28 protein-coding genes and 6 tRNA genes are annotated in these 26,801 nt (G+C 32.2%); 9 read left to right on the top strand and 25 right to left on the bottom strand.

Going from position 1 to position 26,801, the window contains the following annotated elements; genetic code table 11:
* Positions 1–5 precede the first annotated feature (5 nt).
* The 3 genes from OIU83_RS14995 to OIU83_RS14985 form a co-directional block, all read right to left on the bottom strand.
* A complete protein-coding gene (locus OIU83_RS14995; protein ID WP_264207077.1) occupies positions 6–461 on the bottom strand; it encodes a tRNA (cytidine(34)-2'-O)-methyltransferase in 456 nt (151 codons plus the stop codon).
* Positions 462–536: 75 nt separating this feature from the next.
* The gene (locus OIU83_RS14990; RefSeq protein WP_264207076.1) at positions 537–1,112 is read right to left on the bottom strand and encodes a pseudouridine synthase; all 576 of its coding nucleotides are present in this window, start codon (positions 1,110–1,112) and stop codon (positions 537–539) included.
* Between the two features lie 51 nt (positions 1,113–1,163).
* Positions 1,164–1,376 (bottom strand): hypothetical protein, encoded by a 213-nt coding sequence (locus OIU83_RS14985; RefSeq protein ID WP_264207075.1) that lies wholly within the window; start codon positions 1,374–1,376, stop codon positions 1,164–1,166.
* 492 nt (positions 1,377–1,868) lie between these two features.
* Between OIU83_RS14985 and OIU83_RS14980 the strand changes: the two genes are divergently transcribed.
* Positions 1,869–5,291, top strand: a complete 3,423-nt coding sequence (locus OIU83_RS14980; protein WP_264207074.1) for a T9SS type A sorting domain-containing protein — start codon at positions 1,869–1,871, stop codon at positions 5,289–5,291.
* Positions 5,292–5,411: 120 nt separating this feature from the next.
* Here the strand turns inward: OIU83_RS14980 and OIU83_RS14975 are convergent, their stop codons facing one another.
* The 4 genes from OIU83_RS14975 to OIU83_RS14960 are packed head-to-tail and all read right to left on the bottom strand — an operon-like array spanning position 5,412 to position 9,163.
* On the bottom strand, positions 5,412–7,232 hold the full coding sequence (locus tag OIU83_RS14975; protein WP_264207073.1) for a hypothetical protein: 1,821 nt from the start codon (positions 7,230–7,232) through the stop codon (positions 5,412–5,414).
* Complete coding sequence (locus OIU83_RS14970) at positions 7,229–7,780, bottom strand: RNA polymerase sigma factor (protein ID WP_264207072.1); 552 nt, start codon at positions 7,778–7,780, stop codon at positions 7,229–7,231. The genes OIU83_RS14975 and OIU83_RS14970 overlap by 4 nt, the downstream gene beginning before the upstream one ends.
* 51 nt (positions 7,781–7,831) lie before the next feature.
* Positions 7,832–8,233 carry a hypothetical protein gene (locus OIU83_RS14965; protein ID WP_264207071.1) on the bottom strand — a complete coding sequence of 134 codons (402 nt, stop codon included), beginning with the start codon at positions 8,231–8,233 and terminating at the stop codon, positions 7,832–7,834.
* A 51-nt stretch (positions 8,234–8,284) separates the two neighbouring features.
* Positions 8,285–9,163, bottom strand: coding sequence for a protease complex subunit PrcB family protein (locus OIU83_RS14960; protein ID WP_264207070.1), 879 nt, complete (start codon positions 9,161–9,163; stop codon positions 8,285–8,287).
* A 208-nt stretch (positions 9,164–9,371) separates the two neighbouring features.
* Between OIU83_RS14960 and OIU83_RS14955 the strand changes: the two genes are divergently transcribed.
* From OIU83_RS14955 to OIU83_RS14940, 4 genes are all read left to right on the top strand, one after another.
* Positions 9,372–10,730: a DNA recombination protein RmuC gene (locus tag OIU83_RS14955; RefSeq protein WP_264207069.1), complete on the top strand. Its 1,359-nt coding sequence runs from the start codon at positions 9,372–9,374 to the stop codon at positions 10,728–10,730.
* Positions 10,731–10,749: 19 nt separating this feature from the next.
* On the top strand, positions 10,750–11,115 hold the full coding sequence (locus OIU83_RS14950) for a 6-phosphogluconate dehydrogenase (protein ID WP_264207068.1): 366 nt from the start codon (positions 10,750–10,752) through the stop codon (positions 11,113–11,115).
* Between the two features lie 13 nt (positions 11,116–11,128).
* Entirely contained in the window at positions 11,129–11,683 is a 555-nt protein-coding gene (locus OIU83_RS14945; protein WP_264207067.1) for an acyl-CoA thioesterase, read from the top strand.
* Between the two features lie 212 nt (positions 11,684–11,895).
* Positions 11,896–12,438 carry a YceI family protein gene (locus OIU83_RS14940; RefSeq protein WP_264207066.1) on the top strand — a complete coding sequence of 181 codons (543 nt, stop codon included), beginning with the start codon at positions 11,896–11,898 and terminating at the stop codon, positions 12,436–12,438.
* 4 nt (positions 12,439–12,442) lie between these two features.
* Here OIU83_RS14940 and OIU83_RS14935 read toward each other — a convergent pair whose 3' ends face one another.
* Entirely contained in the window at positions 12,443–13,354 is a 912-nt protein-coding gene (locus tag OIU83_RS14935; RefSeq protein WP_264207065.1) for a TIGR01777 family oxidoreductase, read from the bottom strand.
* A 98-nt stretch (positions 13,355–13,452) separates the two neighbouring features.
* Here OIU83_RS14935 and OIU83_RS14930 point away from each other — a divergent pair, with 98 nt between their 5' ends.
* Together OIU83_RS14930 and OIU83_RS14925 are read left to right on the top strand one after the other, a co-directional pair.
* The gene (locus tag OIU83_RS14930) at positions 13,453–14,115 is read left to right on the top strand and encodes a TetR family transcriptional regulator C-terminal domain-containing protein (protein WP_264207064.1); all 663 of its coding nucleotides are present in this window, start codon (positions 13,453–13,455) and stop codon (positions 14,113–14,115) included.
* Complete coding sequence (locus OIU83_RS14925) at positions 14,112–15,416, top strand: ABC1 kinase family protein (protein ID WP_264207063.1); 1,305 nt, start codon at positions 14,112–14,114, stop codon at positions 15,414–15,416. Before OIU83_RS14930 ends, OIU83_RS14925 begins: the two co-directional genes overlap by 4 nt.
* 154 nt (positions 15,417–15,570) lie before the next feature.
* Here OIU83_RS14925 and OIU83_RS14920 read toward each other — a convergent pair whose 3' ends face one another.
* The 14 genes from OIU83_RS14920 to OIU83_RS14855 all read right to left on the bottom strand — a co-directional run bounded on the left by OIU83_RS14920 (position 15,571) and on the right by OIU83_RS14855 (position 23,751).
* Positions 15,571–16,866 carry a cryptochrome/photolyase family protein gene (locus tag OIU83_RS14920; protein ID WP_264207062.1) on the bottom strand — a complete coding sequence of 432 codons (1,296 nt, stop codon included), beginning with the start codon at positions 16,864–16,866 and terminating at the stop codon, positions 15,571–15,573.
* Positions 16,866–17,327, bottom strand: coding sequence for an SRPBCC family protein (locus tag OIU83_RS14915; protein WP_264207061.1), 462 nt, complete (start codon positions 17,325–17,327; stop codon positions 16,866–16,868). The genes OIU83_RS14920 and OIU83_RS14915 overlap by 1 nt, the downstream gene beginning before the upstream one ends.
* An 8-nt stretch (positions 17,328–17,335) precedes the next feature.
* The gene (locus tag OIU83_RS14910) at positions 17,336–17,776 is read right to left on the bottom strand and encodes a sterol desaturase family protein (protein ID WP_264207060.1); all 441 of its coding nucleotides are present in this window, start codon (positions 17,774–17,776) and stop codon (positions 17,336–17,338) included.
* Positions 17,777–17,795: 19 nt separating this feature from the next.
* Positions 17,796–18,635 carry a phytoene/squalene synthase family protein gene (locus OIU83_RS14905; RefSeq protein ID WP_264207059.1) on the bottom strand — a complete coding sequence of 280 codons (840 nt, stop codon included), beginning with the start codon at positions 18,633–18,635 and terminating at the stop codon, positions 17,796–17,798.
* A 5-nt stretch (positions 18,636–18,640) separates the two neighbouring features.
* On the bottom strand, positions 18,641–20,107 hold the full coding sequence (locus OIU83_RS14900; RefSeq protein WP_264207058.1) for a phytoene desaturase family protein: 1,467 nt from the start codon (positions 20,105–20,107) through the stop codon (positions 18,641–18,643).
* A gap of 37 nt (positions 20,108–20,144) precedes the next feature.
* Positions 20,145–21,044 carry a MerR family transcriptional regulator gene (locus OIU83_RS14895; protein WP_264207057.1) on the bottom strand — a complete coding sequence of 300 codons (900 nt, stop codon included), beginning with the start codon at positions 21,042–21,044 and terminating at the stop codon, positions 20,145–20,147.
* Positions 21,045–21,119: 75 nt separating this feature from the next.
* Positions 21,120–22,082, bottom strand: a complete 963-nt coding sequence (locus tag OIU83_RS14890; RefSeq protein ID WP_264207056.1) for an ion channel — start codon at positions 22,080–22,082, stop codon at positions 21,120–21,122.
* 140 nt (positions 22,083–22,222) lie between these two features.
* Entirely contained in the window at positions 22,223–22,723 is a 501-nt protein-coding gene (locus OIU83_RS14885; protein WP_264207055.1) for a tetratricopeptide repeat protein, read from the bottom strand.
* Between the two features lie 217 nt (positions 22,724–22,940).
* Positions 22,941–23,013, bottom strand: a tRNA-Lys gene (locus OIU83_RS14880).
* Positions 23,014–23,147: 134 nt separating this feature from the next.
* Positions 23,148–23,220, bottom strand: a tRNA-Lys gene (locus OIU83_RS14875).
* A 133-nt stretch (positions 23,221–23,353) separates the two neighbouring features.
* Positions 23,354–23,426: transfer RNA gene (locus tag OIU83_RS14870), tRNA-Lys, on the bottom strand.
* An 18-nt stretch (positions 23,427–23,444) separates the two neighbouring features.
* Positions 23,445–23,527: transfer RNA gene (locus OIU83_RS14865), tRNA-Leu, on the bottom strand.
* A gap of 39 nt (positions 23,528–23,566) precedes the next feature.
* Positions 23,567–23,639: transfer RNA gene (locus OIU83_RS14860), tRNA-Lys, on the bottom strand.
* 39 nt (positions 23,640–23,678) lie between these two features.
* Positions 23,679–23,751: transfer RNA gene (locus OIU83_RS14855), tRNA-Lys, on the bottom strand.
* Positions 23,752–23,878: 127 nt separating this feature from the next.
* Here OIU83_RS14855 and OIU83_RS14850 point away from each other — a divergent pair.
* Entirely contained in the window at positions 23,879–24,397 is a 519-nt protein-coding gene (locus OIU83_RS14850; protein WP_264207054.1) for a shikimate kinase, read from the top strand.
* On the opposite strand, the gene OIU83_RS14845 is transcribed toward OIU83_RS14850, so the two are convergent.
* Together OIU83_RS14845 and OIU83_RS14840 are read right to left on the bottom strand one after the other, a co-directional pair.
* Positions 24,389–24,889, bottom strand: a complete 501-nt coding sequence (locus OIU83_RS14845) for a phosphoribosyltransferase family protein (protein WP_264207053.1) — start codon at positions 24,887–24,889, stop codon at positions 24,389–24,391. The two genes, OIU83_RS14850 and OIU83_RS14845, sit on opposite strands and share 9 nt — an antisense overlap.
* A 49-nt stretch (positions 24,890–24,938) precedes the next feature.
* Positions 24,939–25,331 (bottom strand): RNA-binding S4 domain-containing protein, encoded by a 393-nt coding sequence (locus tag OIU83_RS14840; RefSeq protein ID WP_264207052.1) that lies wholly within the window; start codon positions 25,329–25,331, stop codon positions 24,939–24,941.
* Positions 25,332–25,410: 79 nt separating this feature from the next.
* Here OIU83_RS14840 and OIU83_RS14835 point away from each other — a divergent pair, with 79 nt between their 5' ends.
* Positions 25,411–26,412 (top strand): FKBP-type peptidyl-prolyl cis-trans isomerase, encoded by a 1,002-nt coding sequence (locus OIU83_RS14835; RefSeq protein WP_264207051.1) that lies wholly within the window; start codon positions 25,411–25,413, stop codon positions 26,410–26,412.
* 98 nt (positions 26,413–26,510) lie between these two features.
* Here OIU83_RS14835 and OIU83_RS14830 read toward each other — a convergent pair.
* On the bottom strand, positions 26,511–26,801 hold a 291-nt coding region (locus OIU83_RS14830; protein ID WP_264207050.1), incomplete at its 5' end, for a hypothetical protein.

Here is a 26,801-nt window from a genome sequence, read left to right as displayed (position 1 = left end):
ACCATTTAAACCTTTAACCCAATCTGTCTCTTAGCTTCACCCACCACAAACGCAACCGAATTTGCGATATTAAAGCTTCTGATTAAGGACGACATCGGAATCGTAAGATGATTTTCAAACTGTTCTAAAACCTCTTTACTCAATCCTACGCTTTCTTTACCAAAAACCAACCAATCACCATCTTGGAAATCAGTTTCAAGATATGATTTTTCCGCATGAGAACTCATTAGGAAAACGCGTGATAAATCTGGAATCTGAGCTTTCCATTCCGCTACATTCTGATATTCGGTTACATCAAGATGAATCCAATAATCGAGTCCGGAACGTTTTAAGTTTTTATCATTTATAACAAAACCAAAAGGATGCACTAAATGTAATCGGCTTTGCGTACCAACACATAAGCGACCAATATTTCCGGTATTATTAGGTATTTCGGGTTCTACGAGAACTATGTTTAACATTGTCGTTAATTTGTTTATTCTGTTAATCGTTAATTTGGGAATTATCTAATTTTGATATATGATATATTCTTTAAATTAATTTTCTAATTTAAAATCGGGTACTTCTAAAACTTCTCCAGCTTTTAAGCCCTGCAAATATACATTTCCTATACGAACACGTACCAATCGTAAAGTAGGAAAACCTACGGCAGCAGTCATTTTTCGCACTTGGCGAAACTTGCCTTCATTTACCGTAATTGAAGCCCAAGAAGTTGGACCATGTCGTTCATCTCGAATTTTTTTTGCTCTAGGACCAAAATCAGGAATCTCAGTAATAATAAAAGCAGAACAAGGTTTGGTTTTATATTTTCCGCCATCAAAACCAATTTCAACTCCTTTTTGTAATTCTTCGATTGCTTCAGGAGTAATAATTCCATCTACTTGAACATAGTATTCTTTGTCGACTTTCTTGCTTCTTACCTGTTCACTTACTTTTCCATCTGTAGTAAGTAAAAGTAATCCTTCTGAGTCTTCATCAAGTCTGCCAATAGCCATTGTGCCTTCGGGGAAATTATGTAATTCACCCAAAAGTTTTTTCTTCCTTTTTAATTCATATATAAACTGACTTAAATAACCATATGGTTTAAAAAGAATAAAATGCTGATGTGACATACTGAAATTTTTGTGCAAAGATAGTCTTGTTTCACAAGTAATTCCAATTTATCAGTGTTCCTGCTTACTGTTTTTCATTTTATTCAACCATAAATAAACAGACCAAATAACCGTGATGCCAAATAAGATTATTAATGGAACATAATAGTTACTGAAAAAATCATGAAAATAAGTGCCTATTAAAACATATGCCGAAGCGATGCATAATTTTAATACAATAAACTCAGCATTTGACCAACTTGTTTTGATTTTGAAAAAGCTCATAATATGTGATTTTATGGATTGTTTTTAAAAGCTATTCTGGATATGCAGTAATCGTTAGTTTTTATGATTTATTAATAAAGTTACAATTTTGAAATCAATTTTATGATGTTTAGAATATTTTTCAATCTGGAATCATTTTGTTTGGTAAGAATCAAAATGTATTTATTCAATAGGGAAGAACCAGGCATATAATCTGGTTTTTAGTCTATAAAACAGAAATTAAAAGCAGTTTATTTTTGTTAATTTCTATTGCGAAAGCTTGATTTTAGTGCAGAAATAGAGATATGTAAGCATAAAGTATCAAATAAAATTCAATGTTAATTAATTGGTTAAGCCAATGTATTGTTGAGTATTTGTTAAGATATTGGTTGATATGGCACTTTTTTGTGATAAATATTTGCAAAGTTCTAAACAATAAGTTTAAAGTTTTATAATATTCACTTAACTTTAAAGACTATAAATTTGAACTCTAAAAACACTAATTTTTAACGTATGAAAAACCGCTACTCTTTACGCCATCTAATGGCTTTTTTAAGTTTTTTTTATTGCTTTTCAGCAAATCTTTTTGCTCAAGCAACAAATCCATTACCTCAAGTATTGCCTTACACACAAAATTTTAGTGCATTAGCTGCATCTTCGACAACTTACCCACTTGGATTTCAGGGTTGGTTAGTTAGTTCTGCTCAAAATACAGCTACTTATAGTACTGTATTAACAGGAGATAAGGCATTAATAGCTAATAGTACTGCAGCTACTAATAGTGGGAATATCCATAATTATAATGGGAAAATAGGATTTCTGAATACAACATCTGCAGATTTTGCTATAGGTTTTGCCTTTTCAAGTGTTAATGATAAAGCAATCCAAGTTCAATACGACGCTATGGTTATTCGTAATTTATATGATGGAGTAGCCGTTAATCGTCTTCAGGAACTGGCTTTGCAATATCGTGTTGGAACTAGTGGTGCTTTTATTACTTTATTATCTACAGCTTATTCAAATGACAGTACAACGCCACAAACAGGAGCTGTTGTAACACCTTTGGATTTACAAACAACAAGAGTAAAAGTAACATTACCGGCAGATTGTGATAATCAAGCTGTAGTTCAAATAAGATGGATTGCTAGATTAGCATCAGGTTCTCTTGGTTCACGTCAATCTTTTGCAATCGATAATATAGATATCAGAAGTGATATTGTGGCTCCAGTAAACGCAACAGGTTATCCAAAAGTTGCTAATATATTATCGGATGAGTTTGATTTTTCTAATAAAATAGATGAAGTAGGTAAAACATATTATGTATTAGTACCTTCTAGTGATGCAGCACCTACTACTCTTCAAATAAAAAGTGGTTTGAATGCAGGTGGAACAGCTGCATTGCAATCTGGATTTTTGGATATCACAGATGAGACTCAGGTTTACTCAAAAACCTTTATAGGTTTAGCACTTAATACATCTTATAGTGTTTACTCTATTTCTGAGGATGCCTATGGAAACATACAGGCAACTGCTAATAAACTAGACGTAACTACTTCGAATGTTGTTTTACCTAAAATAACAACAAGCGTTGCAGCAATTAATTTTGATGAATCTGTTGAACAAAATTTTAATTCATCAGCCTTGAGTTATCAAATACAAGGGACTAATCTTACTAATCCGGTAACTGTTACTGCATCTGCTAATTTTGAAGTTTCGAAAGATAATGTCACTTTTCAATCTTCAGTAGTATATGATTTAGCCAGTTTTGCAGGAAATGCTACGCCTACAGTTTATGTACGTTTTACGCCAAATGCTGTTGGTAGTTTCACAGGGCAAATAACCCATGATTCTACAGGTACTACAAGTAAAATAGTAACTTTATCGGGTAATGGAATTGATCCATATAATCAGGATTTTAATGATGCCAATGTTTTAACCAATAGTGGGTGGACAGCTTATAATGTAGCAGGACCTATTAATACATGGGTAAGCACAGCGACAAACCCTCGTAGTGCTCCAAGAGCAGTGGTAATGAATGGATATTCGGATAGTGGAGTTAGTAAAGATTGGTTGATTTCTCCAAAATTGCGTTTAGATAATTTTGATAAATTTCCTTTGTTGTCATTTTACTCCCGTAAATACTTTGCAGGACCAAGTTTAAAATTAATGGTTTCTACAGATTATGATGGAAAAAGTAGCCCGGAGACTGCTACTTGGACAGAATTAAACGGTAACTTTCCTTCTGTAACTGCTGCTTACGTTCAATCTCAATACATCAGTTTAGCTGCATATAAAACGGATCATACTTATGTAGCTTGGGTTTACGAAACTTTATCTGGTGGAGGTAGTGGTAATGCTGCCGAGTGGACGATTGATGATGTAAGTATTACAAATGATCTGGGTTATGTAGATTCAAATTCAAATTTAGATTTTGGGGATGTGAACCCAAATGCAATTTCTGCTAGTAAGTCTTTTATTTTTAAAGCTGGTGGTTATGGTAATACTACAATTACTGCTTCTGCAGATTATCAAGTTTCTCTTGATAATACTAGTTTTTCATCAAGTGTTATAGTTACTGAAGCTGATGCATTAACAGGAAAAACAATTTATGCAAGATTTACACCTTCTACTAAAGCATTAGCCATTGCGGGTACATTGACCGTAACAGGAACCGCATTAAATAAACAAATAGGTACATTAACAGGGTCTTCTTTACCAAAAGTAGATACTTTTGATATTGTAACGTATAACCTAGAGTTTTTTGGAACCGCTGTAAAAGATGCTACAGGTAAAGAATTTGGACCTACAGATAATGTTTTGCAGGTTGAAAATGTTGCCAAAGTAATGAATAAACTAGATGCCGACGTTTATGTTGTGCAAGAAGTGTCTGATGAGCCATCTTTGGATGCTTTGATTCAAAAAATAAACATTAATGGAAAAACATTTGATAAAGTAATTTCACCTAGTTGGTCTTATTCATTTAATCCAGCTGATCCAAATTTCCCTCCACAGAAATTAGTTGTGATTTATAATACTAAAACTGCAACGGTTAAAAGTGCCCGTGTAATGTTTAAAGATTTTTATGATGGTCTTCGTGCAGGAACTGAAACTTTAGTAAATTATCCAGGTACTAATGCAAACTTTTTCTCATCTGGACGTTTACCTTATATGGTACAAATCGAAACGAACGTAGGAGGAGTAAAAAAACTACTTAATTTGGTAGATCTTCATGCTCGTGCGAATAGTGGTACTGATATTAGCAAATACAACATGCGTAAATATGATGCTCAAGTATTAAAAGATAGTTTGGATCGTTATTATTCAAAGTCTAATTTAATCATTTTAGGAGATTATAATGATGATGTAAAAGCATCAGTTATTACGCCAAATCCTTCATCTTATAAGGCATTTGTTGATGATACAGCCAATTATAATGCACTTACTTTAGATATCAGTAAAGCGGGAGCTTTTAGTTTCCTAAGTTCAGGTGGATTCTTAGACCATATCATGATATCTAATGAATTAAATAATGAATATATTGCTAATTCTACTGCAGTTTACGATCCTCGTTCGGATATAAACAATTATGTAAATACAACATCGGATCACGGACCAGTAATTGCTCGTTTTGAATTAAAAGATTCTAATTTGGGAACAATAGATTTTGAAACAAAGAACGGATTTGCAGTAAAAGCATATCCTAATCCAGCAACAGATGTTGTGAATATTGTTGTAAAAACAGAGGATAGCAAGAAATTAAAATTAAGGCTTTATGATATTACAGGACGTATGATAGGAAGTCCTATTGACGTTAATGGAGATCAGGAAAAAAGTACTTCTGTAATTCAGATAAGTGATTTAAAATCGGGTATCTATATTTATACTTTAACAGAAAACAATAAAGTTGTTTTTAAAGATAAAATCATAAAAAAATAACAGAGTGTTATAAAATAAAAATGCTAGATTCTTATCCTGAGAATCTAGCATTTTTTTTTACAATATAAAATCGGTGTAAACGATAGTATATAAAAGAGAGAAATTAAAACAAGAAACCAATTAAAAACCAAAATTAACACCAAAATTCAGACCCCACTGAAATTGATTAAATGATTGTGTCTTTAAGGGATTGATATAATAATTTACACCAGGTTCTACAAAAAAATGAGTTTGCTTGAACACTTCATATTGTAAAGTACTACTTAATTTAGATCCATAAACAAAGTTATTTACATCTAGATTTCCTCCAATCGAATTACCATCCAGGAATATTTGATTTGAAATTAATTTCCCTACAAAACCTCCTGTATTTAGCATAATAGCTGCTTTACTAGTACTTAACAGGGAATAAGAAATTTCTAATGGCATTTCAAGATATTGTAATTGTTGGTCTAGATTTCCAGTAAGATTGTTTGTGGCACTACTTTCAACTTTTTGATTATCATTATTCGAGGAGAATACATAATTTCTATTTGTTGAAATATATTCTACATTAGGACTCGAAATAAAAAAATCATTTGCTAATCCGGCCGATAATGTATTTTGTTTACTATAATAAGAAACATTAGCTACGGATTGTCCTAATTCATTGATTTTGAAACCAGAGCTAACAGCCCATTTTTTGTTGAGTTTGTAATTTGTTTTTACACCATATCCAGTGTTTTGTTTTGACTCAATATCATTGCCCAGTGATTTCTTGTTACCATAATTTTGAGAGCTTACAACTCCGGCATAAAGACCTACAGACCATTTTTCTTTTAGGATTTCCTTTTCAGTTTTTAAATCTTCTTTGTCATCCTTATTATTTAAACGATTTTCCAATTGCTGTAATTCCAATGCAATTTGAACTTTTTGTAATGAATCGTTAAACGCAGTTAAATTTGTTGCAGGATTATTATTTAAAGAAATCCCTTTATTTTTATCAGCGTTTAAAGTACTGTCAACTCCGGCTGTACTTGCATTATTTCTTGTTGATTGAGTATTATTGCTCAAAGCAATTTCTTCATTTTTAGCAAGAGTACCAATTGTGCCATTATTTTGTTTAGATAAAGAAGTATCCGATTCGTTTTTTGATGATGATTGAATATTATTGTTTGAGGCAATTCCTTTGTTTTTACTTGTTTTTAAAGTATTGTTCGTTTCATTTTGATTCTGTTTAGATAAAGAAGTATTCGATTCATTTTTTGATGAGGACTGAGTACTATTGTTTGAAACAATTCCTTTGTCTTTGCTTATTAAAGTATTACTTACTTTATTACTATCTTGTTTAGAGAAAGAAGTATTTGATTCGTTTTTTGATGATGATTGAGTATTCTCGTTTAAAGCAATTTTCTCTTCCTTTTCGGCTTTTAAATTGTTCTCAGATTTAGAATTATTCTGTTTAGAAGAGGAATTGTTTTTCTTGTTTTTTGATGATGATTCTGCTAATGAAATAACTTCATTGTTTGATTTTAATAAAGTTTTTTCTTTTTTATTGATTGAAGTTGTTGTTGCTTTAGTTGATTCTTGATTATTATTTAGATTTTCATCAGTTACCAAGTTATCAGATTCTGCAACGGTTACTACATCCTTTGAATTTAAAGGAGTATTCTTATTAGTAGTAGATGGAGTTGTATTCGAATTATTTTCTTTATTATCCAAAACAACATTGTTATTATTATCTTTTAATAAAATATTATTTTGATTAGAATTGAAATATAGACCAGACGTAATAGCTAAACCTACCAAAAGACTTGCCGCTAGCGACCACCAAATGGCAGTTACCTTTTTCTTTTTTGGTTTATCTAGTTTTTCTTCAATGTTAGCCCATAATTCTGGTGGAGGTACACTAGAAAAATTTTCTATTGAAGAAAAAATATCTTCTATTTTTTGTTTTTTCATGCTGTTTTAAAATTTAATACGGCCAAAATTCTTGTTTGCAATATTTTCTTTGCTCGATTTAAGTTCGATTTTGAAGTTCCTTCCGAAATTTGAAGCATTTCTCCAATTTCTTTGTGTTTCATCTTTTCAAATACAAATAGATTAAAGACCATTCTATATTGGTCTGGTAAGTCCTGAATGTATTCTATTAGTTTTTCTTGAGTTATTGGGATGGTTTCTAATTCTTCCTCTTCTATAATTTCTGTTTCAGGATCAAAAACATCCAAAAAATGATAATCTTTTTTCTTCTTCTTTAGTGTTTCTATGAGTTTATTAATGAAAATTCGTTTCATCCATCCCTCAAAACTACCTTCGAATTTGTATTGACTTATTTTTTGAAATACGATTATAAATGCTTCTTGAAATACATCTTTTGCATCATCTTCATTTTTCATGTATTTTAGACAAATTCCATACAATACAGGAGAGAACAATTGATAAATTCTCAATTGCCCTCCTCTGTCATTGTCAATGCACTTTTTTATAAGTAAGTCTAAATTGTCTTCCAAAAAATAATTTTAAAGTAAATTAGATTGCAATAGTGTTTGTATTAGAGTATTCTATTTTTTATAAGTAGAACTATATCCGTCAGGGAAATTGTTTACAATAGTTAAAGTACGAGCATCTAGTTGTTCGATAACGTACGTAATACCCTCAAATGTTATTAAATCATGTTCCAAATTATCAAAAATGCTGATACCTTTAGTTATTTGATAATTACTGTTTCTTATCTCGACATCATTTTTATATGTAATTACTTTCCCTTCAGGTGTAAAAACAAGTTTTTTTGTACTCCCAATACTCTTTGGGGTTGAGGTATAGCTACCGTTTTGACCTCCGCTAGATTTTTGCCAAACCCATTCTCCAGCAAGCATACTTGTTTTTTCAGATTTGAAAATAACATTTGCTGAATAAGTTGATACCGAAATAATAATAAGAAGCGCTAAAATAGTTTTTTTCATGTTTAAATAAATTAATAAAATTATGTTAAGGTTTTAATCCGCAAAGTTAGATTAGTTTCTTAATACTGCAATTTTATCTTTTATTACTTTTTTAAACGCAATTATACTAGTACTTTGGTCAGAAGTGTTGTTGTTGTCTATGAACACTTTGGTAACTTTGTCGCTTTGATTTAACTCAAAATAAAGGCCTCCTTGATCAGCAGCATCTGGATTGCCATAGGTTTTAGTTCCACCATTTAAATTTAAAATTTCTGTAGGAATCAATTTTGAAAATTCAGAGTAATCTCCATTTTTAGTCAAAGCTTTATAATTGTATTTGCTAAAATCATACTGCCCAGGAGTAACATTTAAGTATTGAAATACATTTAAATTATTGATTCTAAAAAACTGTTGACAATCTGCGCCTATGCATTGACCGCTAAAGCTTCCTATAACTACAAAGTTTTTATTTTGGCTTACCTTGTTAAGGAAAAGAGGTTTGTCTGTTTTTGGGATCACTACGAAGTCATAAGGGTTTGTTCCTGCAGGAGTAACTACTTCACCGGTTTGTGGTTCTTTTTCATAATATTGAACTATGATTTCGCAAGAATTTTCTACAATCGAAGTGATCTTTATTTCATATCCACCAGAAGTCTTTGGTCCGGCAAAAATTCCAATTAAATAATTTTTAGTAAAATCGATATTGGGATTTATGGGTGTAGGACATGGATTAGCATTTTTAATAAAATAAGCATCCATTTTTTCTTGTGTTTTTATTGCTACAGTTGATGGTTTTGTAGGCATATCCTTTATCGTATAGTTGCATTCCAATGGAAAACCCGAAAAAGCAACATTACTATAATCTCCACAATTTTGATAATCATTGTCAGAATTTAGAGAACAAGAACTTAAGCCAAATACGACAAATAAGCCTAAAATAATTTTTTTCATTTTTAATATTTTAAAAGATTATACTATATAGATGATATACTATCAAAATGGTTGCGTTGGTATTGATTTTTTTTTAGATTTTTTTTTTTATGGATGAATTTTTAAAATAAATAGCAGTAATGGATAAGTTTTTAAACTCAAAATAACATTTCCACTTCTTTAGAAATACGTATTATTGCGTACTTTTACTTTTTTTAAAAGTCTTTTTATGCAGAACCTACTTCCTTTTTTATCGGTCTTTATTATTGCTTTAATCATTGGAATTTTCATAGGAAAACTCATTTTTTCTGCACGATATCAATCAGAAAAAGTGAGCTTAAACGAAAGGTTGATCGCTTTAACAAATCAGTTTCAGCAACAAAAAGAGCATTTCCTATCAGAAAAAAACAATTTCGAGAAACAATTTCAGGCAACAAATGCCGATAAAGAAACTATCCGTACCGAAAAAGATAGCTTAGCGATTCAGCTTTCTAAAAAAGAAGTTGATTTCGAAAATTTATGGGAACGCCATAAAGAACAAAAAAATGAAGTAGAACAACTTCAGGAAAAATTCACCAAAGAATTTGAAAATCTTGCGAATAAAATACTAGAAGAAAAATCGACAAAATTTACTGCCCAGAATAATGAAAACATGAAAAACATCTTGTTGCCTTTACAAGATAAAATCATTGGTTTTGAAAAGAAAGTCGAAGACACACATAAAGAAAGTATCGATTATCATGCAGCTTTGCGTCAGCAAATATTGGGATTAAGTGAGATGAATGCTCAAATGAGTAAAGAAACACTCAACTTAACGAAGGCCTTAAAAGGAGATAGTAAAATGCAGGGAAATTGGGGTGAATTAGTCTTAGAACGTGTTCTTGAAAAATCCGGCTTAGAAAAAGGAAGAGAATATGAAGTACAACAAAGTTTTACCAATGAGATTGGTCTTCGCGTACTTCCCGATGTTGTGATTCATTTGCCGGATGGTAAAAAAATGATTGTAGATTCCAAAGTTTCTTTAACTGCTTATGAAAAATGGATTAATGAAGAAAATGATATTTTAAAAGCAGATTACTTAAAAGAGCATGTACATTCTATAAAACGTCACGTTGAGCAATTAGGAAATAAAAATTACCATGATTTATACCAAATAGAAAGCCCAGATTTTGTTTTGCTTTTTATTCCCATAGAGCCCGCTTTTGCAATAGCGCTTAATGAAGATGCTACCTTATATAATAGAGCCTTCGAAAAAAACATTGTTATTGTTACTCCTACAACATTATTGGCAACTTTGCGAACTATAGATAGTATGTGGGCAAACCAGAAGCAACAAGAAAATGCTTTTGAGATTGCTAGACAAGCAGGAGCATTATACGATAAGTTTGAAGGTTTTATCGCTGATTTAATTAAAATAGGAAATAAAATAAATGATTCTAAAACCGAGTATGAGAATGCCATGAGCAAATTAGTCGAAGGTCGAGGAAATTTAATTACAAGTGTTGAGAAGTTAAAAAAAATGGGAGCAAAGGCAAAGAAGTCACTTCCTGAGAATATCTTGACAAGAGCGAATAATAGCGAAAATTAATTTATTAAATTACTATAGGATGAAACGAATTCTGGGAATTATCATTGGTATTGTAGCCCTTGCTTTAATTGGGTATTTTAGTTTTATTTATTATGTACCTTATAGTACAGGAATCCGTTCGGGCGAATTAATAAGGCTGAGTCATAAAGGAGTTATGATGAAAACTTGGGAAGGAGAACTAAGTCAAGGAATTTCGGGAGCCCAAATATTCTCTTTCTCCGTTTTGGATAGTGATAAAAAAGTTATCGAAGATTTAAAAGTACTTCAAGGAGGTTATGTAAAACTGGAGTATGTCGAAAAATATAAAACATTTCCTTGGTGGGGAGAAACGCGTTTCTTTGTAAAAGCTGTAGAAAAGGAAGATTCCCCATTTAATGTAAAATAATTAATAATAGAATATGAATTCAAATTCAAACTTTAAGACAGTAGCCTGTTCAAGAATAAGCATATCAGAATTAATGCTTCCTTCGCATACCAATTTTAGTGGTAAAATACATGGAGGATATATATTATCATTGTTAGACCAAATAGCTTTTGCTTGCGCTTCTAAATTTTCGGGTAATTATTGTGTTACGGCTTCAGTAGATACAGTAAATTTTTTAAAACCTATTGAAGTTGGAGAATTGGTAACGATGAAAGCCTCGGTTAACTATGTAGGTAAAAGCTCGATGATTGTAGGTATTCGTGTTGAGGCCGAAAATATTCAAACAGGCGCTATAAAACATTGTAATTCCTCTTATTTTACAATGGTTGCCAAAGATAAAGAAGGAAAGAGTGTTCTTGTTCCAGGACTTATTTTATCAAATCTCGAAGAAGTGAGGCGTTTTTGTAAATGCCTGAAACAAATCGAGGTAAAAAAAGAGGTCGAAAACCACGCTGTAGAGTCTAATTATAGCTCTATCGAAACATTGGCGACGTTAAGCAAATACAATGTTTTATTGGAATTAAGTTAAAGTAGTTTTCTTGTAATTTTTAGCATGGTTTTAAGAACCAAGATGAATTAAAATTCGTAACTTTAAGAGAGAGGATTTTGGTATTATTAATATCTTAATTTTTTTTCTTGAACTGTATCATTTTTGATTTTGGTCTATTGTAGATTATCCTTTAGCGATAGACTTTTTCGAAAATTAGCACCCGACAACTTTAATTCTAATTGCTAACGATTATGAAAAAAAGTACTTTTTTAATCTTATTACTTACTGCTAATTTTATTATTGCGCAGGATAAATTAAGAACTGCAATTGGTGTTCTTAATTTTGAAGCTTCAGTTCCTCTTTTTGAAGAAGTTAACGCAGTCAATAAATCGGTAATTGTGGTTATTGAGCCAGGAACGAGTAGTTTTGTTTGCGTGGCTGTAATGAAAGATTTTCGGTTTAAAATGGATTTAATGGAAACACATTTTAATGAAAATTATATCGAAAGTAATCGATATCCCAGAGCTGTCTTTAAAGGTAAAATAGGTAAATTTGATCTGAAAGATATTAGCGAAACACCAAAAGAATATACTATTACAGGTAAACTTCAGATTCACGGTAAGACAAAAGTAATAATAGTAAATGCAATACTTAGAAAAGTACCTCAGGGCATAGAAATTACTTCTGTTTTTCCTCTTAATACAGATGATTTCAATATTAAAATACCTTCGATGATAGAAAGTAAAATATCAAAAACTGTAAATACAAGTTTATCAGGAGTAGTAATGCGATAAAAAATTACTTCAAACAATTTATAAGTGCTGGTTCTAGATTTGGATATTCAAATTTAAAACCGGCATTTTCTATTTTTTGTGAAGAAACCCTTTGCCCAGTTAATACAATTTTACTCATTTCTCCCATTATTAATTTAATAACAAAAGAAGGAACTCTTGGTAACCAGATAGAATAACCATATACATTTGCCAAAGCCTTAGAGAAAATAGCATTGGTCGTATCATCACTTACTGCGGCATTGTAAGCTCCTTTTATATTAGGATTGATGATTGCCTGTAAATAAATGGTGCATAAATCATCAATATGAATCCAAGGCATGTATTGTTTTCCTATACCTATAATAGAACCAAAACCATATTTAAAAATTGGAGCCAGTTTTTTTAGGAAGCCTTCATTTTTACCAAGAACCAATCCAGTTCTTATCTTAACCGTTCTAATGCCTAATGATTCTATACAATTTGTAGCAGCTTCCCATTTCTGGCAAGTTTCTCCTAGAAAATCATTTGCAGCGGGAGTTTCTTCCGTACAAATAGTTTCACTAGTAAATGCGCCATAAATCCCAACTGCCGATGCCGATATAAAGGCATCCAAAGTTTTATTGTTCTTTTTTAAGACAGCATAAATGAGTTCAATAGGTTTTTCCCTACTATCTATAATTTCTTTTTTTCGTTTATCAGACCATTTTTTCTCAGCGATATTCTCACCAGCAAGATGTATAATATAATCCGCTTTTAAAACCGAAACTTCATCAATATAATTATTTTCTAAACTCCATTTATAATAAGTAATATCGTTGGTAGCTTTTCTTTCACTGCGAGTTAATATAGAAACCGAATACCCATTAGCAATCAATAAAGCAGAAAGCTTTGTACCTATAAATCCCGAGCCACCAGTTAGTAAAATGTTTTTAGTCATGATAGTTTACAATATATTTAACACCTTGTATTGTTTAGCATTACGTAAATATAGTTAAACGTTGCTTACCTTTATAGTCAATTAAAAAAGTAAATAGTATGGAAACTAAAAAAGAAATAATGACAAAAGATAAAATTGTTTCTCTGTATATGGATTACGTTTTAGAACATGGACAAAATCCCAAATCGGTTTTTCATTTTGCCAAAGCAAATGATTTTGAAGAGGCCGAGTTTTATACTTTTTTCGGAACATTTGAAGGACTAGAAAAAGAAATATTTAATCTGTTTTTCGAAAACACACTCGAACTATTAGATAAAAATTCAGAATACCAAGAGTATGATATGAAAAATAAAATGCTTGGATTTTACTTTACATTTTTTGAATTATTAACTGCAAACCGTAGTTATGTAGTTCAGGCTTTGAAACATGATTCCAACCCAATAAAAAACTTAGTAAAACTAACCACACTTCGAGATAGTTTTAAAAAATATATTAGTTTAATCCTAACCGATGACCATCGAATTCAACAAGAAAAACTTCAAAACTTTCAGGAAAAAGCAATTCAGGAAACAGCATGGATGCAATTATTGCTTACACTTAAATTTTGGATAGACGATGCGTCTCCAGCTTTTGAGAAAACAGACATTTTTATCGAAAAATCTGTAAATGTATCTTTTGAGTTGATGAATGTAGCACCTATGAATCATTTGCTTGATTTTGGTAAATTCCTTTTTAAAGAAAAAATATACAGCAGACAATGAAAACCATCGACTATATCCCAACTTCCAAAATAGAAAGAGCGAGCAAACTTGTTCAAACTGGAGCAAAAATTGGAGTAAATTATTTAAAATATTACGGAGAAAAAATTGTAAACCCAGATGTAACCCGAGACAAACTAAACGAGAATAATGCCGAAGATATTTACGACGGACTAAAAAGTTTAAAAGGAAGTGCGCTTAAAGTAGCACAAATGTTAAGCATGGATAAGAATTTCTTGCCACAAGCCTATGTCGAAAAATTTTCTTTATCCCAATTTTCAGTTCCGCCACTATCTGCACCATTAGTATTAAAAACATTTAAAACAAATTTTGGTAAAACACCTTACGAAATTTTTGATGAGTTTAATCCCAATTCTGTAAACGCAGCAAGTATCGGTCAGGTACATCTAGCTGTAAAAGACGGAAAAAAACTTGCCGTAAAAATTCAGTATCCGGGAGTTGCCAATAGTATTTCGTCAGACTTGGCATTGGTAAAACCCATGGCAATAAGAATGTTTAATCTGCAAGGAAAAGATTCAGATAAATATTTTAAAGAAGTAGAAGATAAATTAATAGAAGAAACCAATTATTTATTAGAATTACAGCAAAGTCAAGAAGTAGTCGAAGCCTGTAAAAAGATAGAAAACCTAGTTTTTCCTAATTATTATCCAGAGTATTCTTCAGAGAAAATTATTACAATGGATTGGATGACTGGAATTCATCTTTCAGAATATACAGCCAAGAAACCAAATCAGGAAGAATCTAATCTTATAGGTCAGGCACTTTGGGATTTTTATATGTACCAAATTCATATATTACGTAAAGTTCATGCCGATCCGCATCCTGGAAATTTCTTGGTAAACGATAAAAACCAGTTAGTAGCTTTAGATTTTGGATGCATGAAACAAATTCCAAATGACTTTTACGTTCCTTATTTTGAGTTAATCAACAAAGAAGTTATTACAGATAAAGAACTTTTTAATCAAAAACTCTTTGAATTAGAAATTCTAAGAACAGATGATACCAAAGAAGAAATAGAATATTTTACAGGAATGTTCCATGATTTATTATCATTATTCACAAAACCATTCCAGTCAGATACATTTGATTTTTCCGATGAAGAGTTTTTTGATAATATAGCCAAGTTGGGCGAACGTTTTTCAAAAGACACAAACCTAAAAAAGATGAACGGAAATCGCGGTTCAAAACATTTTATATATATGAACAGAACATTCTTCGGGTTATATAATTTAATGTTCGATTTAAAAGCAAAGATTGTAGTAAATAATTATCAGAAATATTAGGAGCTTAATCCAGCTCTCCACTATATCTCTTATGGTGAACACCACCACAAGAGGATGCCGTTCCTATCTGGGCTAGAAATGATAAAAATAAAGCCTCTGTCAGAGTTCAAACTCAGGCAGAGGCTTTAAAATTTAGAGATTAACTCAAAAAAAACTATCTCAAAATTCCTTTTTTGTAAGTTGCAATAGCGCGATCTCTAGCAAAAGCATGTTCAATCATAGGTTCATTGTAACCCAAATCAAATTCAGGAATCCATTTTCGGATATAAATACCCTTTTCATCAAACTTCTTAAGCTGAATTTCGGGATTAAAAACTCTAAAATAAGGAGCAGCATCACAACCAGTTCCTGCAGCCCATTGCCAATTACCAACATTCGAGGCCAACTCGTAATCAAGTAATTTCTCAGCAAAGTAAGCTTCGCCCCATTGCCAGCTAATTAATAAATGCTTACATAAAAAACTAGCAACAACCATTCGAACCCGATTATGCATATATCCAGTTTCATTAAGTTGGCGCATTCCAGCATCAACCATAGGATAACCAGTAGTTCCAGAACACCAACGTTGGAAATCTTTTTCGTTATTTAACCATTGAATACCATCGTAAGCCGATTTAAAATTATGATTAACAACATTTGGGAAACTAAATAAAATTTGGATAAAAAATTCCCTCCAGATTAATTCACTCAGGAAAACCTGATTTGTATGTGCAGCCCAATTTACTAATTTTCGAATACTAACAGTACCAAAACGTAAATGAGGCGAAAGATAAGAAGTCGAGTCTAATGCAGGGAAATCTCTTGTTTCTTGATAATTCGAAATACTTTTTAAATTATGCGGTTGTACTTTAATAGAACTTTTTTCAAACTCAATTTGGTTTATTGTTGGGAACTCAAATTGACTTTTATAAAAATTAGAAAAAAGACCAGCAGTATTATATTCTTTGGCTTGACCTAAAATTTTATATTTTTCTAGCCATTTGTTTTTATAAGGAGTGTATATGGTATAAGGTAAACCATCAGATTTTGTGATTTCCTTCTCTTCAAATAGCACATGGTCTTTATAAGAAAGTGCCGAAATGTTATTTTGTTTTAATAAATCAGAGACATAAGAATCTCTTTTTATAGCAAAAGGCTCATAATCTTTATTGAAAAAAACTTCTTGAATATCGAATTCTTCTATAAGAGATTTCCAAATTTCAGTAGTTTGTCCTTTTTTTATCAAAAGCGAACTTCCTATAGACTTCAATTCAATATTAATTTTTTCTAGAGAATCGTATATAAAACTAACCCTAGAATCATCTTTAGGCAAACTATCCAAAATTGCCTCATCAAAAATGAATAAGGGAATAACTGGAAAATCAGATTCAAGCGCATGAAACAATCCACGATTATCATCCAAACGCAAATCACGTCGGAACCAAAATAGACTAACTTTTTGTTTGCTCATTATTTAGTATTAAAAATTTCTTCGACCTTTTTATAACGGAATTCAAAAATTGTTTTCAGTTCGTTCTTTACAATAAGAGCATTTACAATACGTCCGATAAAACCAAACGGAAGAGCATAATGTACAATATCGGTCATTTGAGTTCCATTTGCAGTAGCTTCAAAAAAATGTTTGTGATGCCATAATGTATAAGGACCAAAGCGTTGCTCATCTACAAAATAGCTATTATCTTTTACTACAGTAATTTCAGTCATCCAGTTTAGCTTGATTCCTAAAAGCGGAGCTATTTTATATTGAATGATTTGTCCAGCATAAACCAATTTATTATCATAATCAGTAACCTTAAACCCCATGTTTTTAGGAGTAATTACTTGCAGGTTATTAGGATTAGAAAAAAAAGCCCAACATTCTTCCAGACTTGCATTAATGTGCTGAACAGATTCTTTTTTATATACTTTCATAGCATCTATTAAAATTTGTAGTACTTAAAAGGAACAAACAACATTCCGAAACATTCACCGTGTTGCTTACCTAAATGTTTATGATGCACTTTATGTGCTTTTCTTAACCCAATAAGATATTTGTTTTTGGTATTTTTAAACCATTTAAAGCGTTGATGAATTAATACATCATGAACCATAAAGTAACAAAAGCCATAAAAAGTTAACCCCAACCCGATAAAAAATAAATAATTGATGCCATCGATAGTTCCAAAATAGAAAAGAAGAATACTTGGAATTGCAAAAATCACAAAGAAAATATCATTTCGTTCAAACACATTAGTGTATTTAGGCTGGTGATGATCAGAGTGGAAATACCACATAAAGCCGTGCATGACAAATTTATGAGTACACCAAGTAACACATTCCATAAAAAGAAACGTACCTATAAAAATTAAAAAGAAAATCATTGTTGTGTTTTTTTATAAATTATACCATTCTTAGTTTATAAGAAACAAAAGATTTGGCTAGTAATCCAGCTTTAGAATAATTAGAAACCCGAATTCTTTCGTTACCGATTTCATGACATGGAGTATTTTCGAGCTTTTTTAAAAGTTTTTTATAATAGATGTAGGCAGTATAAACACCAAACTTAGCTTCCACAGGAAGTTTTACAATTCCTTGATAGGCTATTTTAAAATCATCTTCGATTTCTTTTATGATTTTGTTTTTAGTATTTTCATCAAAAGAGTTTAAGTCAACACCAGGAAAGTAATTTCTATTCAATATTAAAGTATCATCTTTTAAGTCTCGCAAAAAATTTACTTTCTGAAAAGCCGAGCCTAATCGCATCGCTTCCATTTTTAACTTCTCATATTTTGAGTCATTACCAGCAACAAAAACTTTAAGACACATTAACCCCACAACATCTGCAGAACCATAAATATAATCCTCAATTTCTTCCTTATTATGATAGTCAGATTTTATAAGATCAGATTTCATGCTTTTTAAAAACGACTGAATTAAATCATCAGTAATATTATATTGTTTTACAGTTTGCTGAAAAGAGTTTAAAATAGGATTAAGACTTATTCCAGCATCTATAGCTTTATAATATTCTTTTTCAAAATCATCAATTAGATACTTTTTATCAAAACCATGAAACGAATCTACAATTTCATCAGCAAATCGTACAAAACCATAAATACTATAAATTGCATCCCTTATACTTGGAGCAAGCATATAAACTGCCAAAGAAAAAGAAGTGCTGTAATTTTGAGTTACAAGCTTACTACATTTAAACGAGACATTATCATATAACTGTTTCATGTTCTTTATAATGAAAAGGATTTGTTTATTAATTCAGATACTAATTTTCCTGATATCAAAGCAGGAGGAACGCCCGGGCCAGGAACAGTTAATTGCCCAGTAAAGTATAAATTCTTGACTTTCTTACTTTTTAGTTTAGGTCTTAAAAATGCAGTTTGTAATAAAGTATTTGCCATTCCGTAGGCATTCCCTTTATAAGCATTGTAATCTTCGATAAAGTCATTTTTACAAAAAGACTTCTTAAAGATAATATTATTTTTAATCGATTGTTGAGTAACACTTTCAAAACGAGAAATTATCTTATCAAAATATTCTTCTCGAAGCGCTTCAGTATCTTCTATTCCCGGAGCAAGAGGAATCAAAAAGAAACCACTTTCCATTCCTTCAGGAGCAGTTGTTTTATCAGTTACCGATGGGAAGTTCGCATAGAACAAAGGAGCTTCTGGCCACTTGGGGTCATCATAAATATCCATTGCATGTTGTTCAAAATCTACATCAAAGAATAAAGCATGATGAGAAATAGATTGTATTTTTTTGTTGAACCCAACGTAGAATAGGAGAGAGGAAGGAGCAAAAACACGACTATCCCAATATTCATCCGAGTAGACACGATGTTCTTTGGGTAATAAAGTTTCCGTATGTTGATAATCGGCACCACTTAAAACGATATCCGAAGTAATAATTTCGTCATTTATAATTAATGAGGTGGCAATATTATTTTTAACTATAATTTCATCAATTCTAGAGTTGGTTTTAAAAGTAACTCCAAGTTCTTTCGCCAGACTTTCGATGCCACGAACAACATCAAACATTCCAGTTTTAGGATGCCAAGTTCCCATGCCAAAATCGGCATAATTCATAAAATTATAGAAAGATGGCGTTTTGGATGGTTTTGCCCCAAGAAATAAAACCGGAAATTCTAGAATCTGAATCAGTCTTTCATTTTTAAATTTCTTGCGAATATCTTTACTTACCGTTCCAAAAAACTGATTTAATTTTTGAGTAGTTTCAAGAGTTATTAATTCTAATGCAGAAACACCAGGGCGATATACCAATTTTTTTATGGCAATATCATAATTACTTTTAGCTTCAGAGATATAATCAATAAGTTTTTTTCCGCTACCTTCTTCGATAGCTTCAAAAGTTTTGGCAATTTCTTCCAGATTATCAGTGATAGTTATGAATTCATTAATCCCAAAATACACACGATACGCAGGATTAAGTTTTATTAACTCATAGTAATCAGTAGTCTTTTTATTAAAATCCTTAAAGAAACTTTCGAATACATCAGGCATCCAATACCAGCTTGGACCCATGTCGAATGTAAAACCGTTGCTTTTTAATTGCCTGGCTCTACCGCCAATAGTTGCATTTTTTTCGTAGATAGTTACGTCATAGCCTTCCTTGGCCAAATAGCATGAAGCTGATAAAGCCGAAAAACCAGAACCTATAATTGAGATTGTTTTTTTCATTTGTTTAACAAAACTACAAAATAATTAAACAAAATAATTATATCCGGGTCACTAATTCTTCGATAGAGTTAAAAATGTATACTTTTTGATTTAGATTTTCAGTTTCAATGTATTCAACTAGTTTACCGATTAGCCATATTTCATTGGAGTTATTTAAGAGTTCAGAACTCATATTGGCTACATATTGAGTAACTATACTACGATCAGGTTGAATAGTGAGATAAGAAACGTAAGTAATGTTATCAAAATGATTGTTGAGTTCTTTTAGGTTTTCTATCGGCATGCTTTCGCCTAAATAAATTGTTTTATAACCTTGTAGTAATATCTCGTATTGAATGTACATTAATCCAAGTTCATGAATTTCATTCATTGGTAAGGAAAGAACGAAAATTTTATCGGTTTTCGTTGGTTTCTGAACTTGAAGATTCTCTGTGTTAATGTACAGTTTCTGTTTAATTAGATAACTTATAAAATGTTCGTGAGCTGGAGTTATAGTATCAGATTGCCATAACAAACCCAATTCATTTAATAACGGGATAAATACCTGATGAAAAACTTCCTTAAAAGATTTCTCGGCGGTAAGCCAATTGAAGGTATTAAAGAATAATTCTTGGTCAAAATTCATCATAGCCATTTTGAAAGAACTAATGGCATGGTTTTTTGCGTTTTTGTCAGAGATGATTTCTCTGACCAATTGTGGGATTTTTTCTTGCGGGTAGGTTGCTATTTTTGAAATTTTATAACCATATTCATGAAGTAGCGTAATGTTTAATAGTTTTTGTAAACTAGCTAAATCATACGTTCGAATGTTGGTGTCGGTGCGCATTGGTTCTAAGATATTATATCTCTTTTCCCAAATGCGAATGGTGTGTGCTTTAATACCAGAAAGATTCTCGAGGTCCTTTATACTAAAAACACTTTTTATATTGTTTATCATTTATAGCTATTTGATAAACAAATGTAGCTTAATTTCTAGAAAAATAGTTGAAATAAGAAAATTATCAATTTTACTCTATTCAAAATTGACAGCTTGATGAGTGTTTAGTTTATCTAAATGTAATACAGTTTTAGAGGCATCTTTACTACGGTTGTACATTGGTTCAAATTTAGCGCCATATAAAACCTCTTTAAAGGTATAAGAAGTTCTTGCGGCAACAGTATTGCTGTACATATCATCAAAGGTTTTAATGAAAACAAGTATTTCTCCATGAATAGAAGCAAAGTCTTCTTTTGTAAATTTATATAGCGGACTCTTTTCGGTTATAGGATGTACAAGAGTCCAGCTTAATGTAAGTGCATTTATTTTGTTTAGTTCTAGCTCTAATGAATAGAATTTATTAGTCATTACACCATTTTCTTCAATAGTTATCCCTAAAGTGATTTTTGCTTCAGCATCGGTGAAATTCGTGTTTTTAAAAGGAACAAGCCTAATCATTAAAGCCTTGCCTTCTTGATAAGGGCTTATCAATGCATTGTGGGAGAATTTAAGAAAAGCAGTTGGGCGACTAAATCTCCCAAAGAATAAACCAGTTGCAATAGCAAAACTTAATAGTCCTATTAAAGCTTCTGCTGCCGAGAGAGAACTAGTCAGGAAACCTGTGGGGCTAATGTGGCCGTAACCTACAGTTGTAAAAGTTTGAGCGCTAAAAAAATAAGCCTGTCCAAATTTTTCCCATTCGCTTTGCGAACCAGCTATTCCATCTAAATGCTCAATACCAATAGCAAAATAAAGAATAGCAAAAATAAAATTGATAGCAATGTAAAAGGAGAATAGAACAAGCATGAATTTCCAGGTAGGCATATCAATCATGGTATGGTACCAGCTAATGCGACGTAATAAGTGCATGCCTCTTTTTTCAACATTAGGAGTTCCACTTTTGTTTACAAAGCGTCCTCCATAATTATTAGAGTTGGGGCCAAAACCTGAGTTCTTGTCTGTTTGAGCCTCTGTATTTATCTTTTTAAGAATTGACATATATAATATCGAGTAAGTTTTAGATTAGATCAAATCGATTAGACGAATATGTACTCAAATGTAAGCATAAGTTAGAATACAAAAAAGCACCCAACTTTTGCTTTACAAGAAAGAAAAGTTGGGTGCTTTTTTAAGTGTTTTTATTTACAGAAAGTAGCCTTGTTTTTATTAGCGCTTTGGCTGCCTAATTCAGCAGCTTTAGTAAAATCCTTGCAAGCACTTTTTTTGTCCTGAATTTGAGTGTAAGATATGCCTCTAAGGTTATATGCTACGTAATCTTTGGGGTTTATAGCAATCGCCGAAGTACAATCCTCAATCACGGCTTTAAAATTGTTTAATTTGTAGTTTACGTTAGCTCTTCCGGTAAAAGCATCTGCATTCATAGGGTCTAATTCGATTGTTCTGTTAAAGTCAGCTAGAGCACCTTTAGTATCGTTTAGTTTTAGTTTAGCAACACCTCTGTTTTGGTAAGCCTCAGCAAAGTTAGCTCTTAGCTTAATTGCTTTAGTGTAATCTGCTATTGCGCCTTTGGTATTGCCATTTTCAGCTTTTCGCAATGCCTGATCAAAGTAATCAGTTCCAGATTGGCTCCAGCTTGTGGTTGTAGCAACAAATAACAGAATAAGTAATAATTGTTTCATATAAAAATAAATTAGTAGGTTTAGATTGTTAACGTATTTTGGGATTGTTTATTTTATGATAATAAAAATGCCTATCGTATTTACAGTAAATATAGGATTCATTATCGTTTGAAGAGGAAGTTAATATTATGATTGTATTAATTGTGTTTTTACAAGTACTCCATTGTTCTCCACGTAGCAAAAAAAAGGTCAAGTAAATTAATACTTGACCTTTCCGTGACCCGACTGGGGCTCGAACCCAGGACCCCATCATTAAAAGTGATGTGCTCTACCAACTGAGCTATCGAGTCATTATTTTCTTATTGTGACTATAGTGGGATTTAAACCCACACGCTTTTACGAGTATTACTCATCAAGATGGCTAGTCTAGCATCTCTCTGCGTGGTTAAAATAAGGTCAAGTAAGTAAATACTCGACCTTTTTGTGACCCGACTGGGGCTCGAACCCAGGACCCCATCATTAAAAGTGATGTGCTCTACCAACTGAGCTATCGAGTCGTTCTTTTCTTATTGTGACTATAATGGGATTTGAACCCACACGCTTTTACGAGTGTTACTCCTCGAGATGACTAGTCTATCATCTCTCTACGCGGTTAAATAAGGTCAAGTAAATAATTACCTGATCTTTTTGTGACCCGACTGGGGCTCGAACCCAGGACCCCATCATTAAAAGTGATGTGCTCTACCAACTGAGCTATCGAGTCATTATTTTTATTCTATCGTGACCACGGTGGGATTTGAACCCACACGCCCTTACGAGCACCACCCCCTCAAGATGGCAAGTCTACCGTTTCTCCACGTGGCCAAAAAAAAAGGCCAAGTAAGTAAATACTCGACCTTTTTGTGACCCGACTGGGGCTCGAACCCAGGACCCCATCATTAAAAGTGATGTGCTCTACCAACTGAGCTATCGAGTCTTGCTATCAAGGAAAGTATGTTGTTAATCACAATTTTTGTGACCCGACTGGGGCTCGAACCCAGGACCCCATCATTAAAAGTGATGTGCTCTACCAACTGAGCTATCGAGTCATATTCTTTCCTTGAATGCGGGTGCAAATATAAGGAGTTATTATTGAAGTTTCCAAGCATTTTTGTTATAAATTTGTCTTTTTTTGAGAAAAGTTTACAACGTCTTAGTATATAAGGTTTTATTGGTATGAAAAAAATAGTGTTATTAGGGTATATGGGTTGCGGCAAGTCGACAATTGCTCAAAAATTGTCAAAAATTACAGAAATTCCATTTTTAGATTTAGATAAATGCATCGAAAATAAGGTTAATTTAACCATAAATGAGATTTTTGATAAACAAGGAGAGATATATTTTAGAAAATTAGAGCATGAAACATTCTTGGAATTGCTTCAATCGCCTCAAGAAATTATTATAGGATTAGGTGGAGGGACTCCTTGTTATGCTAATAATCATGAATTATTAAATAAAGAGGGTGTGACTTCAGTTTATTTAAAAGCTTCCATAGATACATTATATGGACGTTTACTACATAATAAAAGTAAACGTCCACTTATTGCTGATAAAAATGAACAAGAAATGAGAGAGTTTATCGCGACACATCTATTCGAAAGAAGTTTTTATTACAATCAGGCACGACATAAGGTAACTGTAGATGGTAGGACTATTGATGAAACAGTCTCAGATATACTTAAGGTTTTAGCTTAAGAAAGCATAATTATCGTTGTTGTCGTCAAAAACAACCTGTACATGTTCTAATAGTGAAGTTGAAAGGGATATTCCTTTAAAATCTGCTTTTACAGGGTACTTCTTGTGATTGCGATCTACTAAAACAGCAGTTTTGAATTTTTTAAGCGGAACGTCAAGAAAATGGCGAACAGCATATATTAAAGTAGTGCCGGAATTTAATACGTCGTCTACAAGTATTAGTCCTTTGTTGGCGTATTGTTCTTTGGTTAAAGATGTGTTTATTGGTTGTTCAGGTTTCAATTTGTTTACTTGTACTTCGCAAAGAGATACTTTAATGGAGGAAATGGCCTCTAGAGCAATAGCAATTTTTTTTGCGAAGATAAAGCCATTAGTTGCGATACCCGCGATTACAATTTCTTCATCGTCGACAAAGGTTTCATATATCTGGTAGGCAATTCTTTTTATTTTGTGCTCAATTTCTTGATTTGTCAAGATGATGTTTTTGCTCATTATGATTGTTTTTATAGTGAAAGTAGTAGTTTGGTCTTGTTGGGATGAATTATTCGGTTTCGTTTTCGTCGTCGGTAATGTCGTTTCCGAATTCGTCAATGTCTCTTCTGTCTTTTTTAGTAGGTCTTCCAGTTCCGTTTTTACGGTAATGCTCTTTTGAGAGTTTTAGTAATTCCAAATGTGCGTAAGCTTCGGCAGGAGTTTCATTTTTTCGGTATATATCAACAAGTTTTGCGCCAACTCGATTCTCAGGGATATCAAGAACGGTTATGATTTGAGTAATCTGATCTTTTCTGAATGTTATTTTATCTGTTGGGAAAACCTCTTTCGAAGGTTTTGCAACTTGACCATTCACAGTAACATGGTTTTTTTTGCAAGCTTCAGTGACCATATTTCGGGTCTTGTAGTAGCGTACACACCATAAGTATTTGTCTATTCGCATAAATTTTCTAAAATCGGAGTTAAATTCTTTACAAAAATAAATCAATATTGTATCTTGCGCACCTAAAAAATCAACAATAATGAACAAAATTAAATATTATTTTATTTTAACAATTGCAACACTCTCTTTATTTTCTTGTTCGAAAAGTGATTCGGCAGAAGTTGTTCCGTTAAGGGATTACAAGGAACAGTATGATACGGATATTGCTGATATTGAAGAATATTTAAAAGTGAATTATATTACAATTGTTGACGCTCCTGGTAAAGCAGAAGATCAAGATGTAACTATTAGTGCGATTACAGATGCTACTACTCAGAAGTCTATTATGTCTTATTTGAATAGTCCAACATTTCCAACATTAAAAGTTAAGGATGTGGATTTGCATGGTATTACCTATAAGCTGTATTATTTAGTACTGCGTGAAGGAGTTGGTGAAAGGCCTATTAATGTTGATGGGGTTTTAACATCTTATAGTGGGCAATATTTATTTCGAAAAGCAGCTACTACTACAGATCCTTCGGTAGTTACTTCTAATCAATTTGAGAAAGTAGTGTTTCCACAGTCATTCTTGGATTTGTATAAATTGATTAAAGGTTGGGGGGAAACGTTTCCAGAGTTTAAAGTTGGTACTGCGGCAGGGCAATCTGGAGATGGAACTACAATGTATAATGATTTTGGAGCGGGTGTTATGTTTTTGCCTTCGGGATTAGGATATTATGCTGGAGGAACAGCTACGATACCGGGTTATTCTCCTTTGGTTTTTAGTTTTAAGTTGTATGCATTGCAGCGTTTAGATCATGACGGAGATGGAATTTATTCTTATCAGGAAGATCTTAATGGTGATGGTTATGTGAGAGATTTTCGTAATACAACTGAATATCCTAATCAGCCAGTTGATAATCCAGATGATACAGATAAGGATGGGGTGCCGGATTTCCTAGATGTAGATGATGATGGGGATACATTTACGACTAAGCTTGAGATTAAGAATCCTGATACAGGAAAGCCATATCCGTTTGATCAGATACCTAAATGTGTGTCTGGAAAGAAGAATTATTTGGATGCAAGTTGTCATCCTTAAAGGTATAAAGATTTATTTTGTTTGTAAAAGCGGCTACTATAATATAGTAGCTGCTTTTTTTTGTATGTTATATATAGGTAGGAGATTAATTTCAGGAGCTATTTCCTGCTATCTGCTACAATCTTGTCCTTTTTAAAGGAAAAAGGACGAGGATTTTTGCTACTATCAGGGCTAGGGGTGACAAAATCCAATAGAAACACGATATTAAAGACAGTAAAAGCAACTTTGTGCCTTTGCGACTTCGTAAGAAATCCAGTAAAACCGAGGGTAAAACAGGGTAAACGCCCTAAAGTACCCAAAAGAGCTAGAAAACAACAAAAAATAACAAACCGTAAAAGGTATGTTATCAAAGCATTAAGAAAAGAATAGAAAATAAACGCAAAATAGTG

The sequence above is a fragment of the Flavobacterium shii genome, assembly GCF_025847235.1.
Taxonomy (GTDB): domain Bacteria; phylum Bacteroidota; class Bacteroidia; order Flavobacteriales; family Flavobacteriaceae; genus Flavobacterium; species Flavobacterium shii.
The sequence above is the reverse complement of the archived record's forward strand: the minus strand, read 5'-3'. Positions and strand labels throughout refer to the sequence as shown.